The organism is Shewanella gelidii (assembly GCF_014647855.1).
GTDB lineage: Bacteria > Pseudomonadota > Gammaproteobacteria > Enterobacterales > Shewanellaceae > Shewanella > Shewanella gelidii.
Genome location: NZ_BMPZ01000006.1, coordinates 156,119 through 177,112, shown reverse-complemented (window position 1 = coordinate 177,112; position 20,994 = coordinate 156,119). Strand labels below are relative to the sequence as shown.

At 41.3% G+C, this 20,994-nt stretch carries 25 protein-coding genes and 2 pseudogenes; 3 read left to right on the top strand and 24 right to left on the bottom strand.

Annotation, left to right across the window (positions count from 1 at the left end; all coding sequences use genetic code 11):
* Position 1: 1 nt before the first annotated feature.
* The 9 genes from IEY18_RS12310 to IEY18_RS12270 form a co-directional block, all read right to left on the bottom strand.
* Entirely contained in the window at positions 2–397 is a 396-nt protein-coding gene (locus tag IEY18_RS12310) for a hypothetical protein (protein WP_229779850.1), read from the bottom strand.
* 223 nt (positions 398–620) lie between these two features.
* The gene (locus IEY18_RS12305) at positions 621–983 is read right to left on the bottom strand and encodes a hypothetical protein (RefSeq protein WP_188921237.1); all 363 of its coding nucleotides are present in this window, start codon (positions 981–983) and stop codon (positions 621–623) included.
* Positions 984–992: 9 nt separating this feature from the next.
* Positions 993–1,835: a major capsid protein P2 gene (locus tag IEY18_RS12300; protein WP_188921236.1), complete on the bottom strand. Its 843-nt coding sequence runs from the start codon at positions 1,833–1,835 to the stop codon at positions 993–995.
* Between the two features lie 332 nt (positions 1,836–2,167).
* Complete coding sequence (locus IEY18_RS12295) at positions 2,168–2,860, bottom strand: hypothetical protein (RefSeq protein ID WP_188921234.1); 693 nt, start codon at positions 2,858–2,860, stop codon at positions 2,168–2,170.
* A complete protein-coding gene (locus tag IEY18_RS12290; protein ID WP_188921232.1) occupies positions 2,847–3,407 on the bottom strand; it encodes a hypothetical protein in 561 nt (186 codons plus the stop codon). The genes IEY18_RS12295 and IEY18_RS12290 overlap by 14 nt, the downstream gene beginning before the upstream one ends.
* Positions 3,404–3,808 carry a hypothetical protein gene (locus IEY18_RS12285; protein ID WP_188921230.1) on the bottom strand — a complete coding sequence of 135 codons (405 nt, stop codon included), beginning with the start codon at positions 3,806–3,808 and terminating at the stop codon, positions 3,404–3,406. The genes IEY18_RS12290 and IEY18_RS12285 overlap by 4 nt, the downstream gene beginning before the upstream one ends.
* Positions 3,795–4,106: a hypothetical protein gene (locus tag IEY18_RS12280; protein WP_188921228.1), complete on the bottom strand. Its 312-nt coding sequence runs from the start codon at positions 4,104–4,106 to the stop codon at positions 3,795–3,797. The genes IEY18_RS12285 and IEY18_RS12280 overlap by 14 nt, the downstream gene beginning before the upstream one ends.
* A gap of 556 nt (positions 4,107–4,662) precedes the next feature.
* Positions 4,663–5,259, bottom strand: a complete 597-nt coding sequence (locus IEY18_RS12275) for a hypothetical protein (RefSeq protein WP_188921226.1) — start codon at positions 5,257–5,259, stop codon at positions 4,663–4,665.
* Between the two features lie 12 nt (positions 5,260–5,271).
* A complete protein-coding gene (locus IEY18_RS12270) occupies positions 5,272–5,442 on the bottom strand; it encodes a hypothetical protein (protein WP_188921224.1) in 171 nt (56 codons plus the stop codon).
* A 366-nt stretch (positions 5,443–5,808) separates the two neighbouring features.
* Between IEY18_RS12270 and IEY18_RS12265 the strand changes: the two genes are divergently transcribed.
* Positions 5,809–6,006, top strand: coding sequence for a hypothetical protein (locus tag IEY18_RS12265; RefSeq protein ID WP_188921222.1), 198 nt, complete (start codon positions 5,809–5,811; stop codon positions 6,004–6,006).
* Positions 6,007–6,512: 506 nt separating this feature from the next.
* Here the strand turns inward: IEY18_RS12265 and IEY18_RS12260 are convergent.
* The 4 genes from IEY18_RS12260 to IEY18_RS12245 all read right to left on the bottom strand — a co-directional run bounded on the left by IEY18_RS12260 (position 6,513) and on the right by IEY18_RS12245 (position 10,816).
* Complete coding sequence (locus tag IEY18_RS12260; RefSeq protein ID WP_188921220.1) at positions 6,513–7,886, bottom strand: hypothetical protein; 1,374 nt, start codon at positions 7,884–7,886, stop codon at positions 6,513–6,515.
* A 303-nt stretch (positions 7,887–8,189) separates the two neighbouring features.
* Positions 8,190–8,480, bottom strand: a complete 291-nt coding sequence (locus IEY18_RS12255; RefSeq protein ID WP_188921218.1) for a hypothetical protein — start codon at positions 8,478–8,480, stop codon at positions 8,190–8,192.
* A gap of 24 nt (positions 8,481–8,504) precedes the next feature.
* Positions 8,505–10,064 (bottom strand): ankyrin repeat domain-containing protein, encoded by a 1,560-nt coding sequence (locus IEY18_RS12250; RefSeq protein ID WP_188921216.1) that lies wholly within the window; start codon positions 10,062–10,064, stop codon positions 8,505–8,507.
* A gap of 107 nt (positions 10,065–10,171) precedes the next feature.
* On the bottom strand, positions 10,172–10,816 hold the full coding sequence (locus IEY18_RS12245; RefSeq protein WP_188921214.1) for a hypothetical protein: 645 nt from the start codon (positions 10,814–10,816) through the stop codon (positions 10,172–10,174).
* Positions 10,817–10,945: 129 nt separating this feature from the next.
* Here IEY18_RS12245 and IEY18_RS12240 point away from each other — a divergent pair.
* Positions 10,946–11,415: pseudogene (locus IEY18_RS12240) on the top strand (IS4 family transposase); the annotation flags it as partial.
* A gap of 36 nt (positions 11,416–11,451) precedes the next feature.
* On the opposite strand, the pseudogene IEY18_RS12235 reads toward IEY18_RS12240, so the two are convergent.
* From IEY18_RS12235 to IEY18_RS12205, 7 genes and pseudogenes are all read right to left on the bottom strand, one after another.
* Positions 11,452–11,658: pseudogene (locus tag IEY18_RS12235) on the bottom strand (ISAs1 family transposase); the annotation flags it as partial.
* A gap of 141 nt (positions 11,659–11,799) precedes the next feature.
* Entirely contained in the window at positions 11,800–12,444 is a 645-nt protein-coding gene (locus tag IEY18_RS12230) for a hypothetical protein (protein ID WP_188921212.1), read from the bottom strand.
* 22 nt (positions 12,445–12,466) lie between these two features.
* Positions 12,467–12,847, bottom strand: coding sequence for a type II toxin-antitoxin system YafO family toxin (locus IEY18_RS12225; protein ID WP_188921210.1), 381 nt, complete (start codon positions 12,845–12,847; stop codon positions 12,467–12,469).
* The gene (locus tag IEY18_RS12220) at positions 12,832–13,308 is read right to left on the bottom strand and encodes a hypothetical protein (protein ID WP_188921208.1); all 477 of its coding nucleotides are present in this window, start codon (positions 13,306–13,308) and stop codon (positions 12,832–12,834) included. The genes IEY18_RS12225 and IEY18_RS12220 overlap by 16 nt, the downstream gene beginning before the upstream one ends.
* A gap of 73 nt (positions 13,309–13,381) precedes the next feature.
* Positions 13,382–13,525: a hypothetical protein gene (locus tag IEY18_RS12215; protein WP_188921206.1), complete on the bottom strand. Its 144-nt coding sequence runs from the start codon at positions 13,523–13,525 to the stop codon at positions 13,382–13,384.
* Positions 13,518–13,709, bottom strand: coding sequence for a hypothetical protein (locus IEY18_RS12210; RefSeq protein WP_188921204.1), 192 nt, complete (start codon positions 13,707–13,709; stop codon positions 13,518–13,520). Before IEY18_RS12210 ends, IEY18_RS12215 begins: the two co-directional genes overlap by 8 nt.
* Positions 13,710–13,895: 186 nt before the next feature.
* A complete protein-coding gene (locus IEY18_RS12205; protein ID WP_188921202.1) occupies positions 13,896–14,360 on the bottom strand; it encodes a beta-barrel domain-containing protein in 465 nt (154 codons plus the stop codon).
* Positions 14,361–14,538: 178 nt separating this feature from the next.
* Here IEY18_RS12205 and IEY18_RS12200 point away from each other — a divergent pair, with 178 nt between their 5' ends.
* Entirely contained in the window at positions 14,539–15,525 is a 987-nt protein-coding gene (locus tag IEY18_RS12200) for an ABC transporter substrate-binding protein (protein WP_188921200.1), read from the top strand.
* Between the two features lie 212 nt (positions 15,526–15,737).
* Here the strand turns inward: IEY18_RS12200 and IEY18_RS12195 are convergent, their stop codons facing one another.
* The 4 genes from IEY18_RS12195 to IEY18_RS12180 form a co-directional block, all read right to left on the bottom strand.
* On the bottom strand, positions 15,738–16,160 hold the full coding sequence (locus tag IEY18_RS12195) for a GFA family protein (protein WP_188921198.1): 423 nt from the start codon (positions 16,158–16,160) through the stop codon (positions 15,738–15,740).
* A gap of 578 nt (positions 16,161–16,738) precedes the next feature.
* On the bottom strand, positions 16,739–18,325 hold the full coding sequence (locus IEY18_RS12190; RefSeq protein WP_188921196.1) for a GGDEF domain-containing protein: 1,587 nt from the start codon (positions 18,323–18,325) through the stop codon (positions 16,739–16,741).
* Positions 18,326–18,579: 254 nt separating this feature from the next.
* Positions 18,580–19,242, bottom strand: coding sequence for a glutathione S-transferase (locus IEY18_RS12185; RefSeq protein WP_229779848.1), 663 nt, complete (start codon positions 19,240–19,242; stop codon positions 18,580–18,582).
* Between the two features lie 101 nt (positions 19,243–19,343).
* Complete coding sequence (locus tag IEY18_RS12180; protein ID WP_188921194.1) at positions 19,344–20,666, bottom strand: DEAD/DEAH box helicase; 1,323 nt, start codon at positions 20,664–20,666, stop codon at positions 19,344–19,346.
* Between the last annotated feature and the right edge of the window lie 328 nt (positions 20,667–20,994).

The window sequence follows — 20,994 nt, the reverse complement described above, 5'->3', positions numbered from 1 at the left end:
TTTATAGCTCCGCTCGAATAATTGTTTCTGCACGTTCATACCCCAAATCGCGCCCCATTCTTAAAAATGCGTCAGGGTGTTTGGTGTGTATGCGTACAGATTTAAAGCCGTCTGCTTTGGCTTTGGCGTGGATTGCTGAAACGTGCTTTACTGAGTTCACCCCTGAAGCAGCCACAATTACAAGCTCTAGGCCGTTGGCGGCAATTTCAGGTCGAATAACTGTATAGAATTCTTCATCAATGCAAAGAAGGTGCGCCACACCTGCAACAACGTCTTGCTGGATTAGTTGCAAGTCGTTGCCACAAGGGGGCGCTAGGGTTGCCCAAGCTATTTCTTTCGCTTCGGATTTTTGAGCATCACTGCGGCTGCTATCAAGCATAAGATTAACAAAAGCCATGGTGAAACCCCTTTAGAGGTGCTACCCGCACCGAAGTTAATAGAACCGCCTTGGAAAGCGGCGTTATTTGCCTGATCACCAGTGCCCGAACTTGCGGCACTAGAATTGCTCATTGATGGCATAGTCATCGTTTAAGTTCTCCGGTTAAGGCTTTAACGATTAAACCAGCAATCACGGCAGCGGCAATTGACGTTAAAACCTGTTTCATCAATCACCACCATTGCTACTTGCGCGAAATCCACCAAACACCAACAAGCAACAACAAACCAATGCCCAAATAGCTACCTGTGGCAACTTTTAGGCCATCAGCGGCTTGCTGATAAAGGTTTTTTTGCTGCTGGACTGGTCGCTGAACTTCGATCACTTGGGGGGTTTGCGCTTGAACTGTATCGTCCATTTGCTTACGTCCCAATGTGCCAGCGTCTTTCATGGCTGCAATCTGTTCGTATTTCATCCACCAATCGAGACCTGTGCTCATGCCATCGTTAATCGTATCCATAAACCCAAAATTAGTGACTGAGGGTTTTTCCATCATGACTTGTGCTTTTGGAAGTACGCTTTGCGCCCCTGCTACAGTGCCAAACATAAGCCCCCCTTATGCGCCCTTAAGCGTATCAATGTATTCAACCAGCAATTCAGCACTGGTTGAAGGCGTAGTATCGGCTGCACATTCAACACGGAAACGCAGATCACGAACGGCTTTAAGTGGAATGGATTGCTTCATGTCGCCTTCCATAGTGAAATCAATCGTTGCAAAGTTGGCTTGTGGTGTGCGGTTGTGCGCACGTTGCAACTTTTTAATCAGAGTTTGCGATAAGTCGTTTTGCTCTGATTCATCAATCACTGGCATGATTTTTTCAACAACTGCGGCTGAAACAACGTGAACGGCCTTGATACGTGAATCAACACCTTTTGGAAGGTGGTCAAATTCATTGGTACCTGGCTGTAACACAATTGGGTAACGCTTCACTTTAACGATATTTCCGAGCGGCGCTGGATCGGATTGCTGCGCTGAACAAGCAATAACTGGCGCGGTTGCACCTGCATCAATTTCAAATGTCACCGAAGCGGCTTGAACTGCTGGCATCAATGCAACCTGCTCTGGTGTTTGTGGGATACCGTTAGCCGTACCTAGGCTAAACATGCGTTGCTCGGCCAAGGTTTTCATTTCAGGTTGCTTGAAATGGATGTCGAGAATGCCATCAGTTAATTCACGCTTGTAATAAGCGTTAAATTCTTTCAGGGCATTACCATCTTTGAACTCTTGGATCACATCTTCATTGATTTTAATGCGGATGTTTTTTAACTGAGCCAAGGTAACGCCACTGTATTCAATCATTAGGTGATCGTATGATTTGCCCAAAGGCAAGGTAACAGTACAAAGGTTGCCTTTGACTACCGCAGAAATCGTATTAATTTTTTTGGTGGAACGTGCCATAAGTCAGTCCCCCATTAACCGATTAGTTTTTTAACGTCGCGCTGGTTATTCGAAGCCCAAACAATGGCACCACAAACAACAGCTGCAATTAATGCGAAAGGTAGATATTTCATTTTTTATTCCTTCTAAGGGATTGGACGTTTCACAACGTGGAGCCAGCACCTTAAAAAGTGTTTCGGTTACGAATCAAGCGAATTTCGGTTCGTTATGGTCACTTTTCGGTTAATTACGGTTGTTTTTCGGATGACCGGACATAAAAAAGCCAGCGGTTAAGCTGGCTTTTTTATTTTTCTAGGAACTAGCGGTATACCTTTAGTTCCTAGCGGCATTTACTAATCGTCAAAAACGTGCTTAAGGCTAAACGGCTCAACATCACCCAATTTAGGGTTTTTCTTGATGTAGGTCAGTTCTTCAAGCGCCAGAATATCTTGCACATCTACGCCGCATTCCTTCGCCATTCGGGTAGCATCTGCCAGCGTTTCTTGCATCCCTACGATTTTATAAGGCGACATGGCCAAAATCGTTTTGGGTACTTCGGTGCTACGCTGAAAAACAGGATGCATCACAAGGCCAAATTTACGGCCACCAGTGAAGCATTGGCCGAGTGAGCTTTGCTCTTTACCCGTACTGTCACACCATTTAGCAAGTTCTTCGATAACCACATCTAAGCGTCTATGGCCATCAGAGGCTAACCACATCAGATTGCAGAACCAAAGCATTTCATCACGGGTAGGGTTTTCGGGTTTATAACCGATTCTAAACGGCTTTTTCGACCCCCAAGCATTTTTGAACGCTTCTGCAAAAGCTGCCCGTGTTGCATAGTGATAGGTACGTTTACCCGCAAAGCCCGTATCGTATTCACAGCCCGTTTTATAGACATAATCACCATACGGATCAAACATAGCCAAACACGGGCTTTTAGGCATCATCCCAGCGTATTGAACCGCAACCGCTTTACCGCCGCCAGTGCCAGCGGTATAGGCACAATGCAAAGGCTTTAATCGGTTGTTCTTATTGATGGCCATGCGCTTGCTCCAATTCCTTCATTTGGCGCTGGTGCTCTAGCTCAATTCGTCGCGCTTCAAGCTCAAGGCGCTTTCTGCCCTCTGCATATTTGTTATATAGCGATAAACTTAGAAAACAGACTGCAGTAAGTGCCCTTACTTCGACCGAACGCCCAATGGTTTTATTTATCCATGGGTGCTTATGGCTTTGCTCTGACAAATACGGCGCAACACCTTCTGCAAACTTATCTCGCTCTAATGGCGTCAGGGATAAATCCATTTTGAACATCATAGATGCGCCCTGAGTTACCCAATCAAGACCACCTGCAAGCGTATTTCTTGCAATTGTCTCACTCATTGGTGGGTATACTTTTTTGGTGTCCTTGCCGTTTTCGCCTTTGTCGCCTGTGGTTTTGGGCGTTTCAGCTTGTTTTGTTGCTTCAACTTCGGCATTAAACGCATCATTTTCGGGTTCAACTGGGGCTTGTTCGGTGCTTGTTTCGGTCTGAGTTTGGTCAGTTACGGTCAATTCTTCGGTGTTTTCGGTGGTTTTTGTCTTATCGTTCATTGTTGTGATCCTGCTTTAATTCCAAATGCCAATAGAACAGCGGCGATTAGACCGCCGACAACCCAGCCAGAACCACGAGAATCTGAATCCTCTGGCTTTTCTTCGGCTTTCGGCTGCTCTGGTTCCCATTCTGGTATATCGTCGCCTGTGTCGGTTTCTGGGGCGTTTTCGGTGATTGGTTCGGGAGCGGGTTCGGGTTGACGGGTGCCAATCGTGCCAACGGACTGCATATTTTCAGCCCAGAACGCCTGAATCTGCTTACCTGTGCGTTGGTCAGCTTTACAATTCGGGCAATAGGTATACAAAAGTTTTTTACCCGTCGAACGCTGGCGCACCTCTGCAACGGCATTACAGACACCACAAGAAATTTCACCGACAATCGTCGGTTCAGCTTTCTTCATGCGTCCAGCCCTCTTGACCTTCTAACCACTTACCCATTTTTTCGGCGTACTTAAATAAGCGGTTAATATCTGCGTCCATGATTTGAACGGTTTGCACAAGCTCACCGCACAGCTGAATAGATTCAACTGCCAGTTTTTGACCTTCTGAGGCTTTTAAATCGGGGCGATAATTGGGGATTTGTTCAATATCAGCAAACTTTTGCATTAAAGCTTGATATTTTTCGTAAAGAGAAAGCCCTTGCTCTTGAGCGGTTGCTTGTGGCTCTGGCTTTTGCTCTTGGTTGGTTTGTTCTTTCACGCTGTTACCCTCTTGAGTTAAAAGAGGGTTGTCTCGCTTGCGAGTCTAACAAGCACTTAATCAGTTTTCAATTTTGCTTTTCTTTCTTGCTAGGCCATCGCGAAGCGATAAGCCCCGCAGGGATACCAAGCTATGCATCCAAACGAAGTTCAAAGCCCGTTAGGGAAAGCCAACTATCAGCACCGAAGGCGATTGTCCCCTAGCGAAAGCTAGGAAATGGACAAGCATTATATGCTTACCCACAGCGAAGCAAGGGTAAAGCACTAATAAGTATTTCTTCTTATCTTTAGATAAGACACTAGTAGCCATACTATGAGGAATAATTACTTGGTGTAGACCCTTGGAGTAGTCTAGAAGCGGTGTCACAGCTTACACACACACTTATCCACAGAACGTGTGAATAATGACCACTTTTTAGGATCACATGATCCGTTTTGCTTGGCTGTACATATGATTATTCTAATGTACAAGGGTGAAAACGACTAAATAATGAGCACAATTGATAGGTGTAAAACGTGAAAATCCGCAATTAAGCGGCGTATTTGATGAACTGGTACTAGCTTGGCGGTGCTACGGGGCGCTGTGTGCTGCGTCTGGCTTCGAATTTTGCCAGTAGAGTGATAGGTGTTAGAAGGTACTTAACTTTGGTCTGGTAACGCTTGGCTAACTTCTCGACTGACTTTTTAGCCGCTGCGTGTGCGTCGATAAACGCCTTTTTGAGTCCGGTTTGCTCAATGTACTTGTAGGTGATCCGCTTTATCGAAGCAAGGCATACATATTCCTGCTTCGCGTTCGTCCCTCTTGGCTGTGTCGACTCTAACCAACCATTTTCAATGATACGGCTTGCACACTGCTTAACACGCCAAACGGGAAGCCCTGCTTTTTTGGCTATAGTGTCCCATGTAAACAGGAAAAAACCATTTTTGGCAATGGTCCCGACCTTGCGAGTACGCAAACACATGTTACTGACTAACGTGTCCATCACAACCGCAATATCCACCAGAAAGCGTTTCTGTGTTGCCTTGCCGCACTTGGTTTGCAGCATCAATTGTGATGAAGGGTTTTCTAAATAGTGGTTCCAACGCGCACGATTAAGCGCGGCAAACGGGCGTTCACTGCGACTTTTATTGTGGGCTTGGGGCGTATGCTTCATGGTGCGCTAGACTTAACTATGTTGCTTGGCTAAACGCTGGTAAGTCGCCACAAGTTGCAGTGACTTTTCAGCATTTGAATCATTGCCGCTAATTCTGTGCCATTCGGCAATCTGCTGGTATTTATCGGCTTGAGATAGGAGGAATTCTTTTGACCATGGCGAAGGCGTTAAACCCTTATTCATGTTCTCTATGCTATTGATACTTGGTGCAATCATCGTATTGTCTCTGTTCGTGGGTTTGTTCGGGTAATGTTTTGAGGGGATGTGCACTCCCCCCAAAACACCGAGACAACCCAATTAATGGAACGCTGTTATTTCATGTGTGACTACAAAACAACGGCAGGAAAACAATACAAGCTGAACAGCTTGGTATCAAGCTGGTCAGCTTGAGCTTTTGACTAAGAATTGAGCGTATTTGTCTCATTTTGCGACAAGTGCTATTCTTGGTTTGTGACTACAAAACTTGGATTTTTATCAATGCATTACGATGAGCTTTTATCCCGCGCAATCTCCCGCGCATCAACACGTGGAAGCATTCGACAAGCTGCTATGAAATTAGGTATTACGGACGTAAGCCTAGGCGAGTTCGTTAGATGGCGTGAAACTGGCAAATTTCCTTCGGATGAAGTTCTTTTTAAAATCTCTGAATTAGCGGGTGAAGATAAAATAAAGTCTCACTTTGCGACAATGGCAGTTAAGCTAAAAGATCCTGATTTATCAGCAGCTTATGAAGCACTCGCCTCTTAGTTTTGGGCTTTTTTTAGTCGTACTCTGTATATTATGTTAAATACACTGTGTGTTCGAGTGCCACTTCCTGTAATTTTGTTAATAGCAAATTATACTTGGATCGATCCAGCTTAAAGGGTTATTTTATTCCTACATTATTTCAATTGCTTAACTGATCTATTAGTAAGTGCTCATGTTGGTTTTAGCATTTAAGCACTGGATCATGCCTTTTAAAAGACTAGATACTACATTTGCTCTAACTATGATTGAGAATTATTGAGTTTGGAGCATCTACGTGAAATCTGCCGTATCACTTCGGACAGAACTTGAAATCAAGAACGTAGCACTGCTTCCAGAGTAATAAGTTTTACAGATAGCAGAAAAGTGAAGATGGTGGCAAGTAATTGGGAACCCTAACCCACTTTTGGACAGAAGTGCGTTAACGCAAACACTCTAAAGGTAGACTGAAGGATTAGGAAAAGTATTGGTAACGCCTAAAGTATGTGCGTGTAAGCGTCACTATGGCTTTATTTGTTATGCTTTTTGAGGAATAAATAATTTTCAATCGGATAATCATTGTATGTCTTATAATCATCTGCTCTTTTATATTGGCCACCAATCACAAATCTATTGCCGACTTTAACATCATTTACTGAGTCGAAGTCCCTGCGCATGTTTGTTTCTTTACTAAATGATGTAAAAAAATCAAAGCTCGAACAATTAACTCCAGGGTTATACTCGCTAGTATGAATAAGTACTCTAGTAGAATTATCAGGGCCAATAATAGCCTTACCATGATTTCCCCCCGCAAAAATCCCAAGTATTTTTGCGCCTTCCTCTTGATATATATTCCATATGATTGGATCGTAGCCTGTAAGATACAACATAATGGGCTTGTCAGTTTTGTTCACAAATACATCTATTTCAGAGGACTTACTTCTTTGTCTATCTAGATTGATACTGACCTCTTTGTTACCTCTGTAAGCCTTTATTTTATGAAAACTGTAACTAATACCAGTGTCATTAATCCTTTTCATGAAATTTGAGCATGGCTTCTCAATCACCTCGCTTACGTCATAGTCATTTTTATTTTTTTTAGGTGAAAATGTTCCATTTCTATTTTTAATTTCTTTTGGTAATTCTATGTCATCCTTCCATGGCCAGATGAAGCCAAACTTATCTTTAAAAGTAAATGCAGTAATTAATTGCTTAGGATAATGTGCAGATGACGGACAACTTTGATTTCCACCTTTACTGAATAAAATATATGGTTTGGTAGAGAGTGAAAACCAACGTAATTTACTAACTACATCCCCAGTCTTTGTATCAGTTACAGATGGGTTTCTACCAGCGCCTCGCTTATTGTACCCCGTGACAAGATATCTAGATGATGGGCTTTCCAGCGCCTCCATTCCAAGGCACTTTGATTTAGGAATTTTATCTATACTACCAATCAACATTCTTACTATTCTGATCGGAGCACATGAGATACTTTTTTTGTCAGTCAAAAAGTATTTATTTACTTGATTACTGCCATACCTATACACTTCAAAAAAACCAATGCGACCAGTCACTAAATCCTCAAACGCTCTGCTCACATATCCATTGTATCCATGTTTACTCCCCCAGTTTCTAGAATCACTTAGTAGATAGCCTTTATTGCCTGCATAAATAGGCTCGCTTAAATGGAAGCCAGAAAACAAGGCGCATTGTGCTTTATAAATCCCAAGACCAACCAAGTGCTCCCACGTCAGAAACACAAATACCAGCATGGCTATAAAAAACGTAGAAGTTGCTTTGGTCGTTATTCCTTTCCTTAAAATCACTACCAAAGATGACGTGGCAACAGCTAGGGAAATAATAACAAGCGCAAGATGGCCTAAAACAAGCAATCCAATCATTTATAAATATCCATATATTGAAATGGCTCCCTATTCTTGAGCATAACATTTGTATACTGCGCATGCGCATTTAATAATGCCTATTATCTAAATCTAGGCTTTAGCAAAGCTATTGGCTCATAAGCACTCTATCAGCCTTGCTCAAAAAGAACGAGCACTCTTAAACGAAAAATGAGCATTGGCACAGAGATATCGTTGAAAGCAGGAAACCTGTGACAATAATGGATTAGCAAAGTTAAGCCAACTGACAGGGTTACTACCTAAGAGGCTTCCCAATGAAACTCGTATAGGGGCATGGGTGAGCTAGCAGGTGGCGGTTAGCTCTAGGCTGGACAGAACCGATTCAAGCGAGACATGATTCCCATACTGCTTTGCCCAACCATCGTCGTACAGCCGATATTCACCTAGACGGTCATCTCCGATCTCAAATTTTTTAAGAACCTTTGCGTCATGTGTGATCATATTACGCAATAGTATGTATTGCTGTTCGTGCTCAGAGAACTCTGCTACTAGTTCTTCATCAGTCAGCGCAGTATCGACGTTTTTACTACAGCCGGTTAAACACACTAATAACAAAAACACAAAAACTCTCACAACCAATCCTTTAGGCATAACGAATTACTCAACGGACGCTTTAGAGTTCCGTTGCAGTGATTTGTTAAATGGTTTTTTTTCTAATTCTTTGGACAAGAAATTCACATTCTCTTGTTTAAGGTTATCTTTTGCGTAATCGATTGGGCTAGAACCCTTGGCATCTTTGGCATGTAAATCTGCGCCAGCTTCCAACAATAGCTTAATCATTTCAACATCAGAGTGTTGAGCTGCATGCATCAATGGAGTCCTGCCCCACCTCTCAATATTAGAACAGCTCCATTTATTTTCTTTCTCCAATTGATATGTATGATTTACATTAGCACCACTATTTAATAGTACGCTAACCGAAACATGCTGACTAAATTGAATTGCGTAATATAACGCGGTTTTTCCAAATTCATTCTGATGATCTGGAGAAAATCCGGCATCTAAAAGTATCTGAATATTACTGGGGCTATATACTGCATTTGAAATAATAGATTCAGATCTCTTTCTTTGGGTGGGTGTTTGTATAGCTAAAACTAACTTTTCAATAATTTCTCGCTTGGTATTGTGAGCTAACAGTCTACGAAGACTATTGGCTTTCTGATTTTCTGAAGCATTATTGATGGAAAGCACAAAGTTAGTATAATTTCCATTCGTTGCTTGGTCGGTAAACGGAACCAACGCCTCAGGTTTCCAGCGGTAAAAGTAGCTACCAAATCCATAGTTAGAGATTCTTTCCATAGCGTTTTCTGTATATTTCTGAGCAAGTGTACGATCAATCGCGTGCGTTTCAATATACCAATCCGTCAATAGAGGCCTTACTTTTTCTAACTCAGTCATATACTCCTTGTAAACACTTCGGTTATATAAGCTGTGATAACTCCACTCTTCAAAATACTCCATACCTTGTGTCTTTCCTCTCTTTCTTGAGGCGAAGCCTTCAGGGTAATACCCAAGTCTTGCTAGGTCGAAATGGTAGTAACGCCATTGAGCATAAATAATAGACCCTGTGCAATATCGGGGTAAACTTGAGGGGCTTCGTATACCACTTGCCTGCCCAATTACTTTTTGAAGAAAATCTAATTGGCTCAGACTTTTAGGGCAGTCATAATCAACAACATTTGGAGACCCGTAGCCTGAGCCTAAATCTCCCAACTCAAATGCCAATTCTGGGGCTTCCTCCATTTCTTTACACGTTAGATTGCGGTCGAGTAATGGATTCGTTCTACCTTCAACTTTGAAATCATAGCCCTCAGAGTTATTCCCGTAACCACCATAAGTCCCCAAATAAGCCCCGAACCACTTACCACTAATACGTGAAATTTCACCTTCAAAAATTATTACGTTTCCTTTAAAAACCTCATTTATTTTTGGAACATTAATAGTTTCAAGAGTAATTTCACGCCCGATAAGCTTTCCCTTTAGCTCTATTGGGATTTTTGTTTTGGTATAGAAGTAGCTCCCTGTAGCTTCACCTTTATCACTTACTTCTAAGTGCATTTCAATAGGCGTATGAGCGATGTGACCTTTTCCAACAAGAGAAATGCTTGCTTGAGAAATGTAAGGGAAAAGTATTGTGAGAAAGAAAAGGTACTTCATAAATTGGATTCCATTTAACGCCTCGTTAAGAGGCAAAGAATATGTTGGCTAAAATACGCGACGAAGGAGCAAAAGCCAACTTTTATTTGTACAGCTTTAACGACTTGTTAGCTCTTATTTGCGTACACAAATTTACAAACAACCTCTATATTAGATGTTTTACCGTAATTGTTCTGACCAAAGTCGAGCATTTCATTTGAATATTTGACAATTAAAAAGCTCCTTTCCATAAACTCTTCTTTTCCGAAATTATTATCCTTTAACCCTAGGTAAAAAGTTCCTTTGAATTTAAAAGGGCTTATTGAAAAGAAGAAAACACCTAAATCTCTATAAGGCCAAGGATGATAAGAATATAAACCCGGTAAGGAATAAAGATCTCTTTCTGTGAAACGGTTAAAAGCTTTTAATTTATCTTGTTCTATAACTCTATAATATTCACCAGGGTTACCAGAAAGCCATGTAAATAAAGATGAGACACTTTCATCGATTCCATCATTATCTATATCAAAATATGCTGACTTTTCTAGGTATTTAGGGTTTCTTAAAAGGAGACCTTCTTCCCATTTTGGTATCCCATTTTCATCAGCAATAAGGTTAATAGCTTCGGAGAAGTTCTTGGTAGTGTTAGAAAGACGAAGTTTGAATATATCCTTGCAAACTTCAATTTCAGTGCCATTGTGAAGTTGTATATGAGCTCCGTAACTAAAGTTTGATACGACAAATAATACGAACCCTATTGCTACACATTTCATGGTGCCTCCAAAAAAGCTAACGCCCCAATCTAGGGAATCCCCAGATAATTTCTTTTACAATCAATTAGTAGACACGCATGGTGCTGTTTGAACTAATCAATTTCGCCAAAAACAAACTAGAACAACACCATGCGCGACATCAACATACTACATCAATCGCTAGCGATGCAATGCCCAACAATTCACAAAAAATGTCTTAGTTCTCTGATAGTTGCAAATAAGTCATTACTCGATGGTAATCAACTCTCATTAACCCAGCTAGGCCGTAACATTTCGGGCAATGTGGCAGCTAAGCACAGCATTAAACCCATTGACCGATTACTCGGTAATCACCACCTTAATAATGACCGAATGGCTATATATCAATGGCATGCACGCCATCTTTGTGGTGCCAACCCTATGCCCATAATTCTCGTTGATTGGGCCAATGTTCGTGAACAATTGAGGTTGATGACTTTGTGTGCGTCCATCAGTGTTCAAGGTCGAAGTGTGACTCTCTACGAGCGCACGTTTTTGTTTGAAGCTAAGCCTGTAGAGATAGCAATTCACCGCGCAGCCACAACCGTTTTCTTGAAAATTTGGCAAACGTTTTACCTCAGCTCAGGGATCGCTGTTACCTCATTGCTTTTTTGCTAGGTTTTGAGCTGCCCCAGCACCAGTTTATTTGAGGAAGCATAGGCACTGATCATATGGATGGTGCTGGTTCTATCTTCACGGTTGTACGAACCACGAATAGTTTTCCCGTCAATGGCCACTAGTTGGCCTTCTGTCAGAGTGTGTTCCGATAACATCCAACTGATGAAGCATTCATGGAACTGCTCAGGTTCGATAGTAGAGATAATAATTGAGCCTATGTGTGAAGCTCTAGGACGAATGCCTAGTGCATCCAAACTGATAGATAAGCCTAGGAATCATAAGCCTTATAGAGACAGAGAACCTGTGTTTATAAAAAGATACAGATGTGGCCTAACAGATGGTAACGACTAGTCTGGGTTGTCCAAACGTAATAACGGCCTTGTATGCACCCTTAAATACCTGTGGGCGTGATTAATGTCAGATTTCCAAACTAATAGGTCACCTTTTGTTTCGTGAAAATTTAGCTCTATTCCAAAAAGTAAGCCTTCATGCTTGTCTACATCTCGAGAAGTAAGTTTGCTATTTTGGTAAAGCTGCTCTACTTCTTTAGCGGCTTCAACTACATTTACCCTTTTTTCTTCTAAACGGTTTATTAGCTCTTGGCATTTTGCCATTTTATTGTCAGCATTTTCTATTATTTCAGTTAAGTATCGCTTAACTTCTGCTAATTCAACAAGGTCCTGATCTAACGTATCAACGAATTTAAGTGTTGATTGACAATCTCTGCGTACATCTACGAATTCTTGCCTGACTTCAGTCAAGGTTAAAACATCGGAATTTGCAGAGTTCATTAAGCTTGCAAACCGTGTTCTTACACTGCTTAACGACGCATACAAGCTTCTTTTTTTGCTATGTTTATGCGCTGAGCTTGCTATTGCCATAGCTGATATGGAAACGACAACACCAGCTAGCGAAAGCAACTCACTACTTCCGATACTTTTAAAAAGAAACGGTATAAAATCAAGGATGTAAGCTATATCTGCAGTATTCATTTTAGTAGTGGGCCAATAAGAGCTAGTGTTCTTGCCTAAATGAGTTTGCAAAAGCAATGTATCTATTCATTAAGTCAATATTATTTGCTTCTTCATGTGCGTCTGGTGTCAAAATATCGATGAGTAAAAAAAAATGTGGGTTATCAAATCCCGACGTATAGATTAGCCAGCTATCTGATGTTCTATGATATTGATTAGTGATTGCGTTAAAACTACCTAAATGCAGGTGTTGTAGCCCTGCATATTTAGCGTCACTTGGGCGAACCAAAGGAGCGTCTCTGCCAAAGGAAATAGGAGTGTTTTGTTCTGATTTGTATTTTTTGAACTGCTCAACTACTACTGAGACTTCTTCGTCTTTCCAGAAAGACTGGCTTGTATGAAAAACTTTTATGCTTCTACCCATGACGCCCCAAAATCCTTTTTCCCAGTGTTGACTGCCTTGTCAATTTTTTGAAGGTCAATTGTTTTTGGAACGGCAAGACCATCCCTCATCTGGCGTTCCAGATTAAGCCAAAGATTAATTCTTTCATTCATCTTTGAAATTAGATTTAAAGTTTCAGTTGGAAAATCTGAACCAGTTAAACCAGTGATCAAAGGGTGCACTTTATCGACTATTTCTTTGAAATTAGCCAGTTCTTCATCACTCAAAGAGCTAGTCTCTGTATCAAGTAACTTGTCTATTTCTAGCTCTATTAAGTCAATAACACCACTAAGAGTTAAATCCATACCTTTAGTTAGATGTCGAATACCTTTATCAATCTTTGCTTTAGCGCTTACAGCTTTGGTATTCGTTGTAACACTCTTAATTGTTGAAACTGGTATAAGTAATCCTAATACTGTTTCACCAATAATTGCTGCACTCATTGTGTCGCCTCTAATGCTAATTGACGATAGCGTCAACAATCTTATTCTATGATAGTTCGAGAAAAGATTCTAGTTAGCGGCTTTTTACCCATGCTGCCCCGACAGCGGCAAATGCGAGTATGACAAACAGCAATTCTTTGCTGGGCTGAATCTTCACGATAACCGGATCTGGTGTTCGAAGGTCAACTGCATAGTTCGTTGGTAATTTATCAAACATCTTTTTTCACCTCTGTACGAACTTCAAGCGCAACAACACGTTTATCAATATCAGTGATTACCTTTGTTAGCGCCTTGGCTTGTTTCTCTATTGAAAATTGGACTTTCCACAGAATGAGCACTGCGGCAAATGCTGCGCCCCCTGTGAGCCCACCCGCTTTGATAATGGCTAGAAATTCAATCATGGCTCTGCCCTCGCCTTTGGCGCTTTGAGCTGCCAGAAAACAGGAAATAAACGCATTAGGCCAAGCGTGCTGACTGCAATACCCACGATCACAAATTCGAAGTACCAGGGCGCACCATTGTAGCCCATGGCCGACCATCCCGAATGCATATAGGGTTACTAAATATATTGCAGGTTGACTGATAGTTTAACGCTCGCGCGCTCCTTCACTCACTCCACGCATTAATGGTGCTAATAAAAACTCCATTAGACGTCGGGTACCAGTTTTAATTTCTACTGTGACAGACATACCAGGTTTTAAATTGATCCACTTACCATTAACCTTAATTCGGCCGGTTGCCAGTGACGCCTTTAAAGGAAAAAGTAACCCTAGTTGCTCATGTTCACTCGCATCGGCAGAAATATCTGTAACCTCACCATCAATGACCCCATATTTAGTAAAAGGAAAACTGTCTACTTTGATTTCAACAACTTGACCAGTATGATCAAAGCCAATATCTTTATTGAGCAGTCCTGCCTCCACTTCTAATTGCTGTTTACCTCGTTCACTAATGGGTACAATTTTAAGAAGCTCCTGAGCTGGCGTCACCACACCACCAATGGAGGCGATAACGAGCTCTTCGACCACGCCATCAACAGGTGAAACCAACACTCCAGCGGCGAGGTCGCTGACTCAAATGAAGACATAAATAGCTTAATCATTACAGTTACGAATATGGTTCAACTACAATGAAGTAATACATCGGCATGGGGAATTACATTTTCCGGAATCGGCTTGTAAAACTCATTTACGAATCGACATGCTCAACAAGATATTATGAGCGGGTATCATGCGACGCTATTATATTAAATATTATTTTATTTTCCTGCTGTTCTGGAGTCCTTTTTCAACGGCGGACAAGGTTTTGATCATCAATAGTTATCACTCAGATTACACATGGAGTGCAGAATGCCGGCAGGGCTTTGACGAGCATGTCGATCCAAAGCATGACGTCGACTATTTTGAGATGGACACCAAGCGCATTCCTCCTAGCGAATTTAGACAAAAGGCCCTATCGGCGTTGGACGAGGTGCAACGCCGAAAGCCTGATATTGTTGTGCTGATGGATGACAATGCTTTAAGGTTGCTGGGAGATTCAATTAGCAAACTAAATATTCCTGTGGTTTTCATGGGGATTAATAATAATCCAAGGCTCTATTTCTCCAGTGGCGTTCTACCACTAAATGTTACCGGAGTACTAGAAAGGCCCCTGTTAGAGCGTTCAGCTGCTTCAATTTTTCATATCTTAACTCCGAAAACAAAGAAAATCTTACTGATGATGGACAATGGGGTAACATCAGACGCCATTATTCAAACCTCGCTTTATGGAAAAAGTGCAATACATCGCAGTAACTATGTGGTTGATACATACCTCACCAATAGCTACAGCGATTGGAAAAATAAGGTCAATACTATTTCTGACAAAGATTATGATGCACTTATAATTTCAAATTACGCAGCACTTAAAGATGACAATGATAAGCAGGTACCTCTTGATAGTACTTCGCGGTGGACCAGTCAACATAGCTCTATTCCTCTTTTCGCCTTTTGGAAGTACTCCGTAGGAAAGGGTAAAGCGATAGGAGGTTTATTGATGCGAGGATATGATCAGGGAAAACATGCAGCGCTAATTTTAAACGAAAGCCTTGCCACGGGAAGAATACCAAAGGTTACCACGCCAATCAGAGGAGAATATATTTACAGTAAATCTGAATTGTATCGTTGGGGCCTTACCCTATCTCCTAGGTTGAAAAAACGCGCCAAATTTATTGAGTAGATATTCACTGTTAATAAGCCTTTATGTAAGTCCCGTGACATAACTCTTAGTTTGAACTGGGGATACACCATAATGTTCCATAAAGTAAAGTTAGTTTACCCCCCTAAGCTGCTCTGGGCATCAGGCTCTGGGCTATAGTCGTCACAATTGAGAAGCATGGGTAATCGAATATGTGCTATTCCTTCTCAGAAAAATGCCTGTTATGCGGCTTTTTATAAAGGGCCATACATTTCGAAAACTTGTTTCTCAGTCAAATTTTTTGTTTTGTTTGAGAAACTGTAAAACGAAGGTTTTCTATCAATAAACACCTGATTATCAAAAACTAACTCTTCCTGGTCATCGAAGAGTCCTACGGCGAGCATGTGTTGTTGAGTTTCTTTCAAGCGATAAAACAAATGACTGCCACACTTTTTACAAAAGCCGCGTTCTGCCCAAATTGAAGAATTAAAGATTGTGATATATTCTTCGCCTTCGAACAATATGTCTGTCCCGCAATCAATTTCCATGAATGGCCCACCTCCCCATTTTCGACAGGTTCCACAATGACATGCACCAACCTTAATACTGGGGTTTATTGCGGTAATACGTACAGACCCACAAATACAACTTCCTGATTTCTTGTCTATTTTTGACATATTGAACTCCAAATAGCTTTTCCAGATTTCCCGTGTCGCGCTGATGGCAGGTAAGGCATGCTATTTAACCACATTGAACGCATACTAAAAAATAACTCAGGCACACATAGGTGTAATTAAGAGCATCCTTATCCACTCACACTTTTATAGTTGCTTCATTATTTGGAAGTAATTACCACACGTATCATCCAATACCGCAATGATAACCTTTGCTGCTTCCTTCGGAACAATTGAAAATTCAACGCCACGCTTTGTTAGTCGAGCGTATTCTTCGTTAATAACGCCGACAGCGAATGTTGTCTAGGGAATACCAGCTTCTTTCAAAGCCTTTTGGTACAATTGAGCTGGTTAGAAAGCGATTGGTTCAAGCAATAATTCTACACCGCATTGCGCTTGGGGAGACACGACAGTTAGCCGTTTATATTCACTAAACGGCACTTCAGTTTTTTGGATAAAACCCAATATATTCGTATAAAAATCATGGGATTTTCTTGAACGATTTCCGGCACGCTTGTTACACAGATTTTACGACGGCCATTTAGCGAGTTTGTAAAACAAATCCATGCGGTGTTGCGTTATTACGACGATTTTTGTGGTGCTATTGTGTATAAAACTGCTTCACCACGGTGAAAATAGCGGACTTGATCTCGTCCAGAGCTCTTGCCGAGATATAAACATTTATCAGCAAGTTTAAAAACTTCATCTGCTTTATTGTATAGCGGGCTATATTCCGCTACACCGCAGGTACAAGTAATAATGATGGGTTCGCCATCGTCATCTTCAAACTCATAGCTGCCAATCTCCTGACGTATGAGCTCTGCAATGAGCGCAGCTTTTTTTGTAGGTGTTGCTGGCATTACAATAACAAATTCTTCACCGCCATAACGAGACAGCTGGCAATTAACTTTTTTACGCAAGGTTTCAGTACGTTTTTTCAATATATTCGCAATCCGTACGAGCACCCTATCCCCAAGCTCATGCCCGTACTGATCATTAATCCCTTTAAACCGATCAATGTCTAAGATGATGATTGAAGAAACAACTGAGTTGAATTCGTCTTGGTATTGTTCATCGGTTTCGACCGTAGCATTGTGATAAGCCTTGCGATTGCCAACTTGGGTAAGCTCATCAAGTAGTGAGGCTTGTTCCGACACTTCTAAACTGATCCGCAATTTGTCTTGTTCTTTAAGAGACGTTTTTAGTTGCTGTTTAACTTTACTAAATCGGGCCTCTTGTTCTTGTTTGTACTCTTGATGCTGTTGTACTAGAGTTCCAATGTTGCCTTTCATCGCGCCAATATTTTCAGCAAAGCTTTTTTTAAGTTGTGGCAGGTTGGTAGCGTCTTCACTTAATTTTTCGAAATGCTTTAGGCTATTCTCTAGCTCTTGTAGGCTTTTACCTTGGTTCTGACTAAATTCATTTTGAGTGGACTCAAGCTGGTTCATCGCACTATGAATTTGCAATAAATCTTTATTGATTTGAGCTAAAAATGAAGTGTCGCGATTGGCTTGCGCACTCGATAATACCGTCACCAAATTTGATGTGCCTTCCATCAGCTCTACGACTTGGAAAACGTCTAGATTTGAATTCTTTTCGAGTTGTGTACATTTATGCTGCAACCCTTTCACGTCGCTGTTTTCAGGGTATTGGTTTGCTAATGATTTTAAAATTGGCTTAATGCCACTTAAAATGGAGCGGCCAGTCCAACTAAAATCCGCGGCAGTGAAGTTATTGAGGTCTTTCTTTTTGCCCTTTGACTCGACGTGACCTTCTTCTCCAGATAATGCCAACTCGGTGGTAATTTGACTGAAGGCTTGTCCTACTTCTTCTAAAATAGAAGTGCTGTCTGCTAAGTTTGTACTAAGTATGGTCTTTAAAGACTGAGAAAAGTGGACCGGTAAATCTGATTTATTGGCTAGTTTTTCTAATAATTTTTTAAATTTCTTTTGTGCAGCTCTTTTTGAGACGTCTTCTGCGTTCTTAGAATTGACAATGGTCATTTGAAAATTCTGTAACGTTCGCTCTATTGTTTTCGGGTTCTTTTCATCCTGGAGCAGCGTAATCACTTGCTCGACATCCGTCGCCAAATTGGCATCGACTTTTGCCATTGTTTTTAGGGTGCGTATTACAATATTTTTGCCATTATCAAGCTGGTTTGTAGCCACGTTGTTTCCCGATTGAATGCAGTACTGAGTACAGTTTAGGACAAGTTAAGCATGATGCTTGAACCCTAGTAGGGTCAAGGACAATACATCACAGTTTTACTGTTTTTATTTTAATTGGAGTTATTTTGTGCGATTTGTATTTGTGAATGTGGCTTTGTCTGTTGATTTCCTTTCATAAAGCCAGATTTAACAGCAAATGCATCCCTAATAATTTGTTGACGAATTTGCAAGAAGCGCGCAAAACTTCCTGACTTTTATTGGCCAAAAATCAGTTCCTCTTTGGTATCAAGCCACAAATTTTGGTGCACCATGACCTTGCTAAACAATTGGCTTTGCAAATAGCTTTGTAGCCATCGTCGCAAATTGGGATAAGGCGATTGCAAATACCACTGCCGCTCAACACGTGAGAATTGTCGGATGAAAGGTAAAACGGCTAAATCAAGCAAACTTTGAGTATTCGAAAGCAAAAACTGATGGCGTGTAAGCTGGCTTTCTAGTTCTTGAATAAATACTTCACATGCCTGACGGGTTTGTAATAACGTTGCGTCGTGATAGCGCTTTGCACTGCGATAGGCCTCTAAACAAGGAATAAACGCCGTGTCGAATTCAATCATCCGCTTTGTTATCCCGTTGAGGTATTCTTGCGAGTTTTCAGAGCCCAAAGCATCGTTACATGAATTTTCAAATGCCCAGCGCATGATTTGTATACTTTCATCAATAACCCGCGACTCTGAAAGCACAAGCACCGGTACGGTCCCTTTTGCCGACATGCTAAGCATTGCTGATGGTTTATTTTTAAGCGAAACTTCTCGTAAGCGAACTTGATTTCCCGACGTATAAATCGCTAAACGCGCACGCATGGCATAAGGGCAGTTTTTGAGAGAATACAAGATCGGTTGTTGAACAAACGCTGTCACGTACCCTCCTCATTGCTTACCATTGCTCATTGTCGAATACGGCTTCGAAAAATATTGCCTGTCATGGACAAAGATAAAATGGTCTCATACCTGACTTTAGTCTATAAATTCCAAGGGTTTAAATCATCCGTGGCCTTTTTAGTATTTTTTTCTTTTGCTGCGTTCGCTTTCGCTTCGGAGCGTGGTTTTTTATTAATGTGGTTGTTTGCCTTTTGAGACGTTGCTTTATTTTGTGATTCAGCGGTATTCCGCTTGTGCTTGGGCACAAAATTTAGCACAGAAATCGGCACGATTTTTTTGGGTTCGAACCCTTCAATCACCCTGCGCTCAATTAGGTGGCCAACAAGGCTTTCAATCATGCATAAATTTTTAAAGTCATCTTTTGAAACGAGAGAAATTGCTTGTCCTTTCTGTCCTGCTCGACCAGTCCGACCAATGCGGTGTACATAATTCTCAGCAGGAAAGGGTAAATCATAATTAATGACCAGTTCTAATCCTTGAATATCTAGCCCACGAGCTGCGACACCGGTAGCGATAAGGTACTGTATCCGGCCTGCTTTAAAGTCTGCCAGTATTTGTTCTCGGATCAACTGACTTTTACCACTATGGATACAGTCTGCTTTTATATCTCGTTTTTCTAACTGACTAACCAGCTTGGCTGCACCTTGTTTGGTTTCAATAAAGATTAAAGCCTGCTGCCATTGGTTTTGTTGAATAAGATGGCTCAATAAGGCCGATTTTTTATCTTTATCTACAGTAGTTAACCATTGCTCAATTTGTATCGACTTTTGCTTTGGCGTGGTATTAATTTCAATCGGGTTTTGGATAGCAGTTTTCGCTAACGCTTTTACCTTTTTTGATAAGGTCGCCGAAAAAAGCAAATTTTGTCGCTCAAGAGGTAATTTATCGATGATCTTATTGATGTCTTCAATGAAACCCATATCTAGCATACGGTCTGCTTCATCTAGCACTAAAAACTCTATCTCTTCAAAGTAAACCGCGCGCTGGGTGTACATGTCTAACAATCGACCCGGTGTCGCGACGAGGATATCGCATCCATCGATTAAAGCTTTTTTCTGCGTTTGACTCTCGACACCGCCGTACATGGCTAGGCTCGTTAATGACGTATTTTTTGCATAACTTTGGATGCTTTGTTCGACTTGATTTGCAAGTTCCCTAGTCGGAACGAGGATAAGCCCCCTCACCCGTTTACGCTTTTGGGTTTGGCCTTTCATCAATTGATTTAATATAGGCAGCACAAAACTCGCTGTTTTGCCTGTTCCGGTCTCGGCGACTGCAAGGAGATCGCGACCTTTGAATATGGCAGGGATAGCTTTGCTCTGAATGGGCGTTGGCTGCTGATAAGAAATTTGTTTTAGATTAGCGACTAATTGGCTATTCAGGCCCAATTGAGTAAACGGCATGGTCAGTTCTCTGTTAACGCGAGGCGGCGTATTATAGCAGCTCTCACAACAAAATTGGCAATGGTTTAGGTGATTCAATTTGTAGTAATAGATCGACAAAAACTGCAGTAAAAACGATAAAACAATCAGTAATTTGCCTTTACTAAGAGCTAATTTTTGTAATAGGAAAACAAAATGTGGAACTTTTTTACCTTGATGTAGGGAATTTTTAGCTGATCAACTCGGTCTTTTTAAGTAATTGTTTGATTAACTTCATTATAAAAAGTATAGATTGCTGCATATTGTTTGTTACTCATACCACGCTGTGGTAAATTTGTACTACTTTTGC

Bases quoted from the DNA above. Each gene is read 5' to 3' on its own strand.
- IEY18_RS12310 (WP_229779850.1), bottom strand. From the start codon at position 397: ATGGCTTTTGTTAATCTTATGCTTGATAGCAGCCGCAGTGATGCTCAA.
- IEY18_RS12305 (WP_188921237.1), bottom strand. From the start codon at position 983: ATGTTTGGCACTGTAGCAGGGGCGCAAAGCGTACTTCCAAAAGCACAA.
- IEY18_RS12300 (WP_188921236.1), bottom strand. From the start codon at position 1,835: ATGGCACGTTCCACCAAAAAAATTAATACGATTTCTGCGGTAGTCAAA.
- IEY18_RS12295 (WP_188921234.1), bottom strand. From the start codon at position 2,860: ATGGCCATCAATAAGAACAACCGATTAAAGCCTTTGCATTGTGCCTAT.
- IEY18_RS12290 (WP_188921232.1), bottom strand. From the start codon at position 3,407: ATGAACGATAAGACAAAAACCACCGAAAACACCGAAGAATTGACCGTA.
- IEY18_RS12285 (WP_188921230.1), bottom strand. From the start codon at position 3,808: ATGAAGAAAGCTGAACCGACGATTGTCGGTGAAATTTCTTGTGGTGTC.
- IEY18_RS12275 (WP_188921226.1), bottom strand. From the start codon at position 5,259: ATGAAGCATACGCCCCAAGCCCACAATAAAAGTCGCAGTGAACGCCCG.
- IEY18_RS12270 (WP_188921224.1), bottom strand. From the start codon at position 5,442: ATGAATAAGGGTTTAACGCCTTCGCCATGGTCAAAAGAATTCCTCCTA.
- IEY18_RS12265 (WP_188921222.1), top strand. From the start codon at position 5,809: ATGAAATTAGGTATTACGGACGTAAGCCTAGGCGAGTTCGTTAGATGG.
- IEY18_RS12260 (WP_188921220.1), bottom strand. From the start codon at position 7,886: ATGATTGGATTGCTTGTTTTAGGCCATCTTGCGCTTGTTATTATTTCC.
- IEY18_RS12250 (WP_188921216.1), bottom strand. From the start codon at position 10,064: ATGAAGTACCTTTTCTTTCTCACAATACTTTTCCCTTACATTTCTCAA.
- IEY18_RS12245 (WP_188921214.1), bottom strand. From the start codon at position 10,816: ATGAAATGTGTAGCAATAGGGTTCGTATTATTTGTCGTATCAAACTTT.
- IEY18_RS12230 (WP_188921212.1), bottom strand. From the start codon at position 12,444: ATGAATACTGCAGATATAGCTTACATCCTTGATTTTATACCGTTTCTT.
- IEY18_RS12225 (WP_188921210.1), bottom strand. From the start codon at position 12,847: ATGGGTAGAAGCATAAAAGTTTTTCATACAAGCCAGTCTTTCTGGAAA.
- IEY18_RS12220 (WP_188921208.1), bottom strand. From the start codon at position 13,308: ATGAGTGCAGCAATTATTGGTGAAACAGTATTAGGATTACTTATACCA.
- IEY18_RS12215 (WP_188921206.1), bottom strand. From the start codon at position 13,525: ATGTTTGATAAATTACCAACGAACTATGCAGTTGACCTTCGAACACCA.
- IEY18_RS12210 (WP_188921204.1), bottom strand. From the start codon at position 13,709: ATGATTGAATTTCTAGCCATTATCAAAGCGGGTGGGCTCACAGGGGGC.
- IEY18_RS12200 (WP_188921200.1), top strand. From the start codon at position 14,539: ATGCGACGCTATTATATTAAATATTATTTTATTTTCCTGCTGTTCTGG.
- IEY18_RS12195 (WP_188921198.1), bottom strand. From the start codon at position 16,160: ATGTCAAAAATAGACAAGAAATCAGGAAGTTGTATTTGTGGGTCTGTA.
- IEY18_RS12180 (WP_188921194.1), bottom strand. From the start codon at position 20,666: ATGCCGTTTACTCAATTGGGCCTGAATAGCCAATTAGTCGCTAATCTA.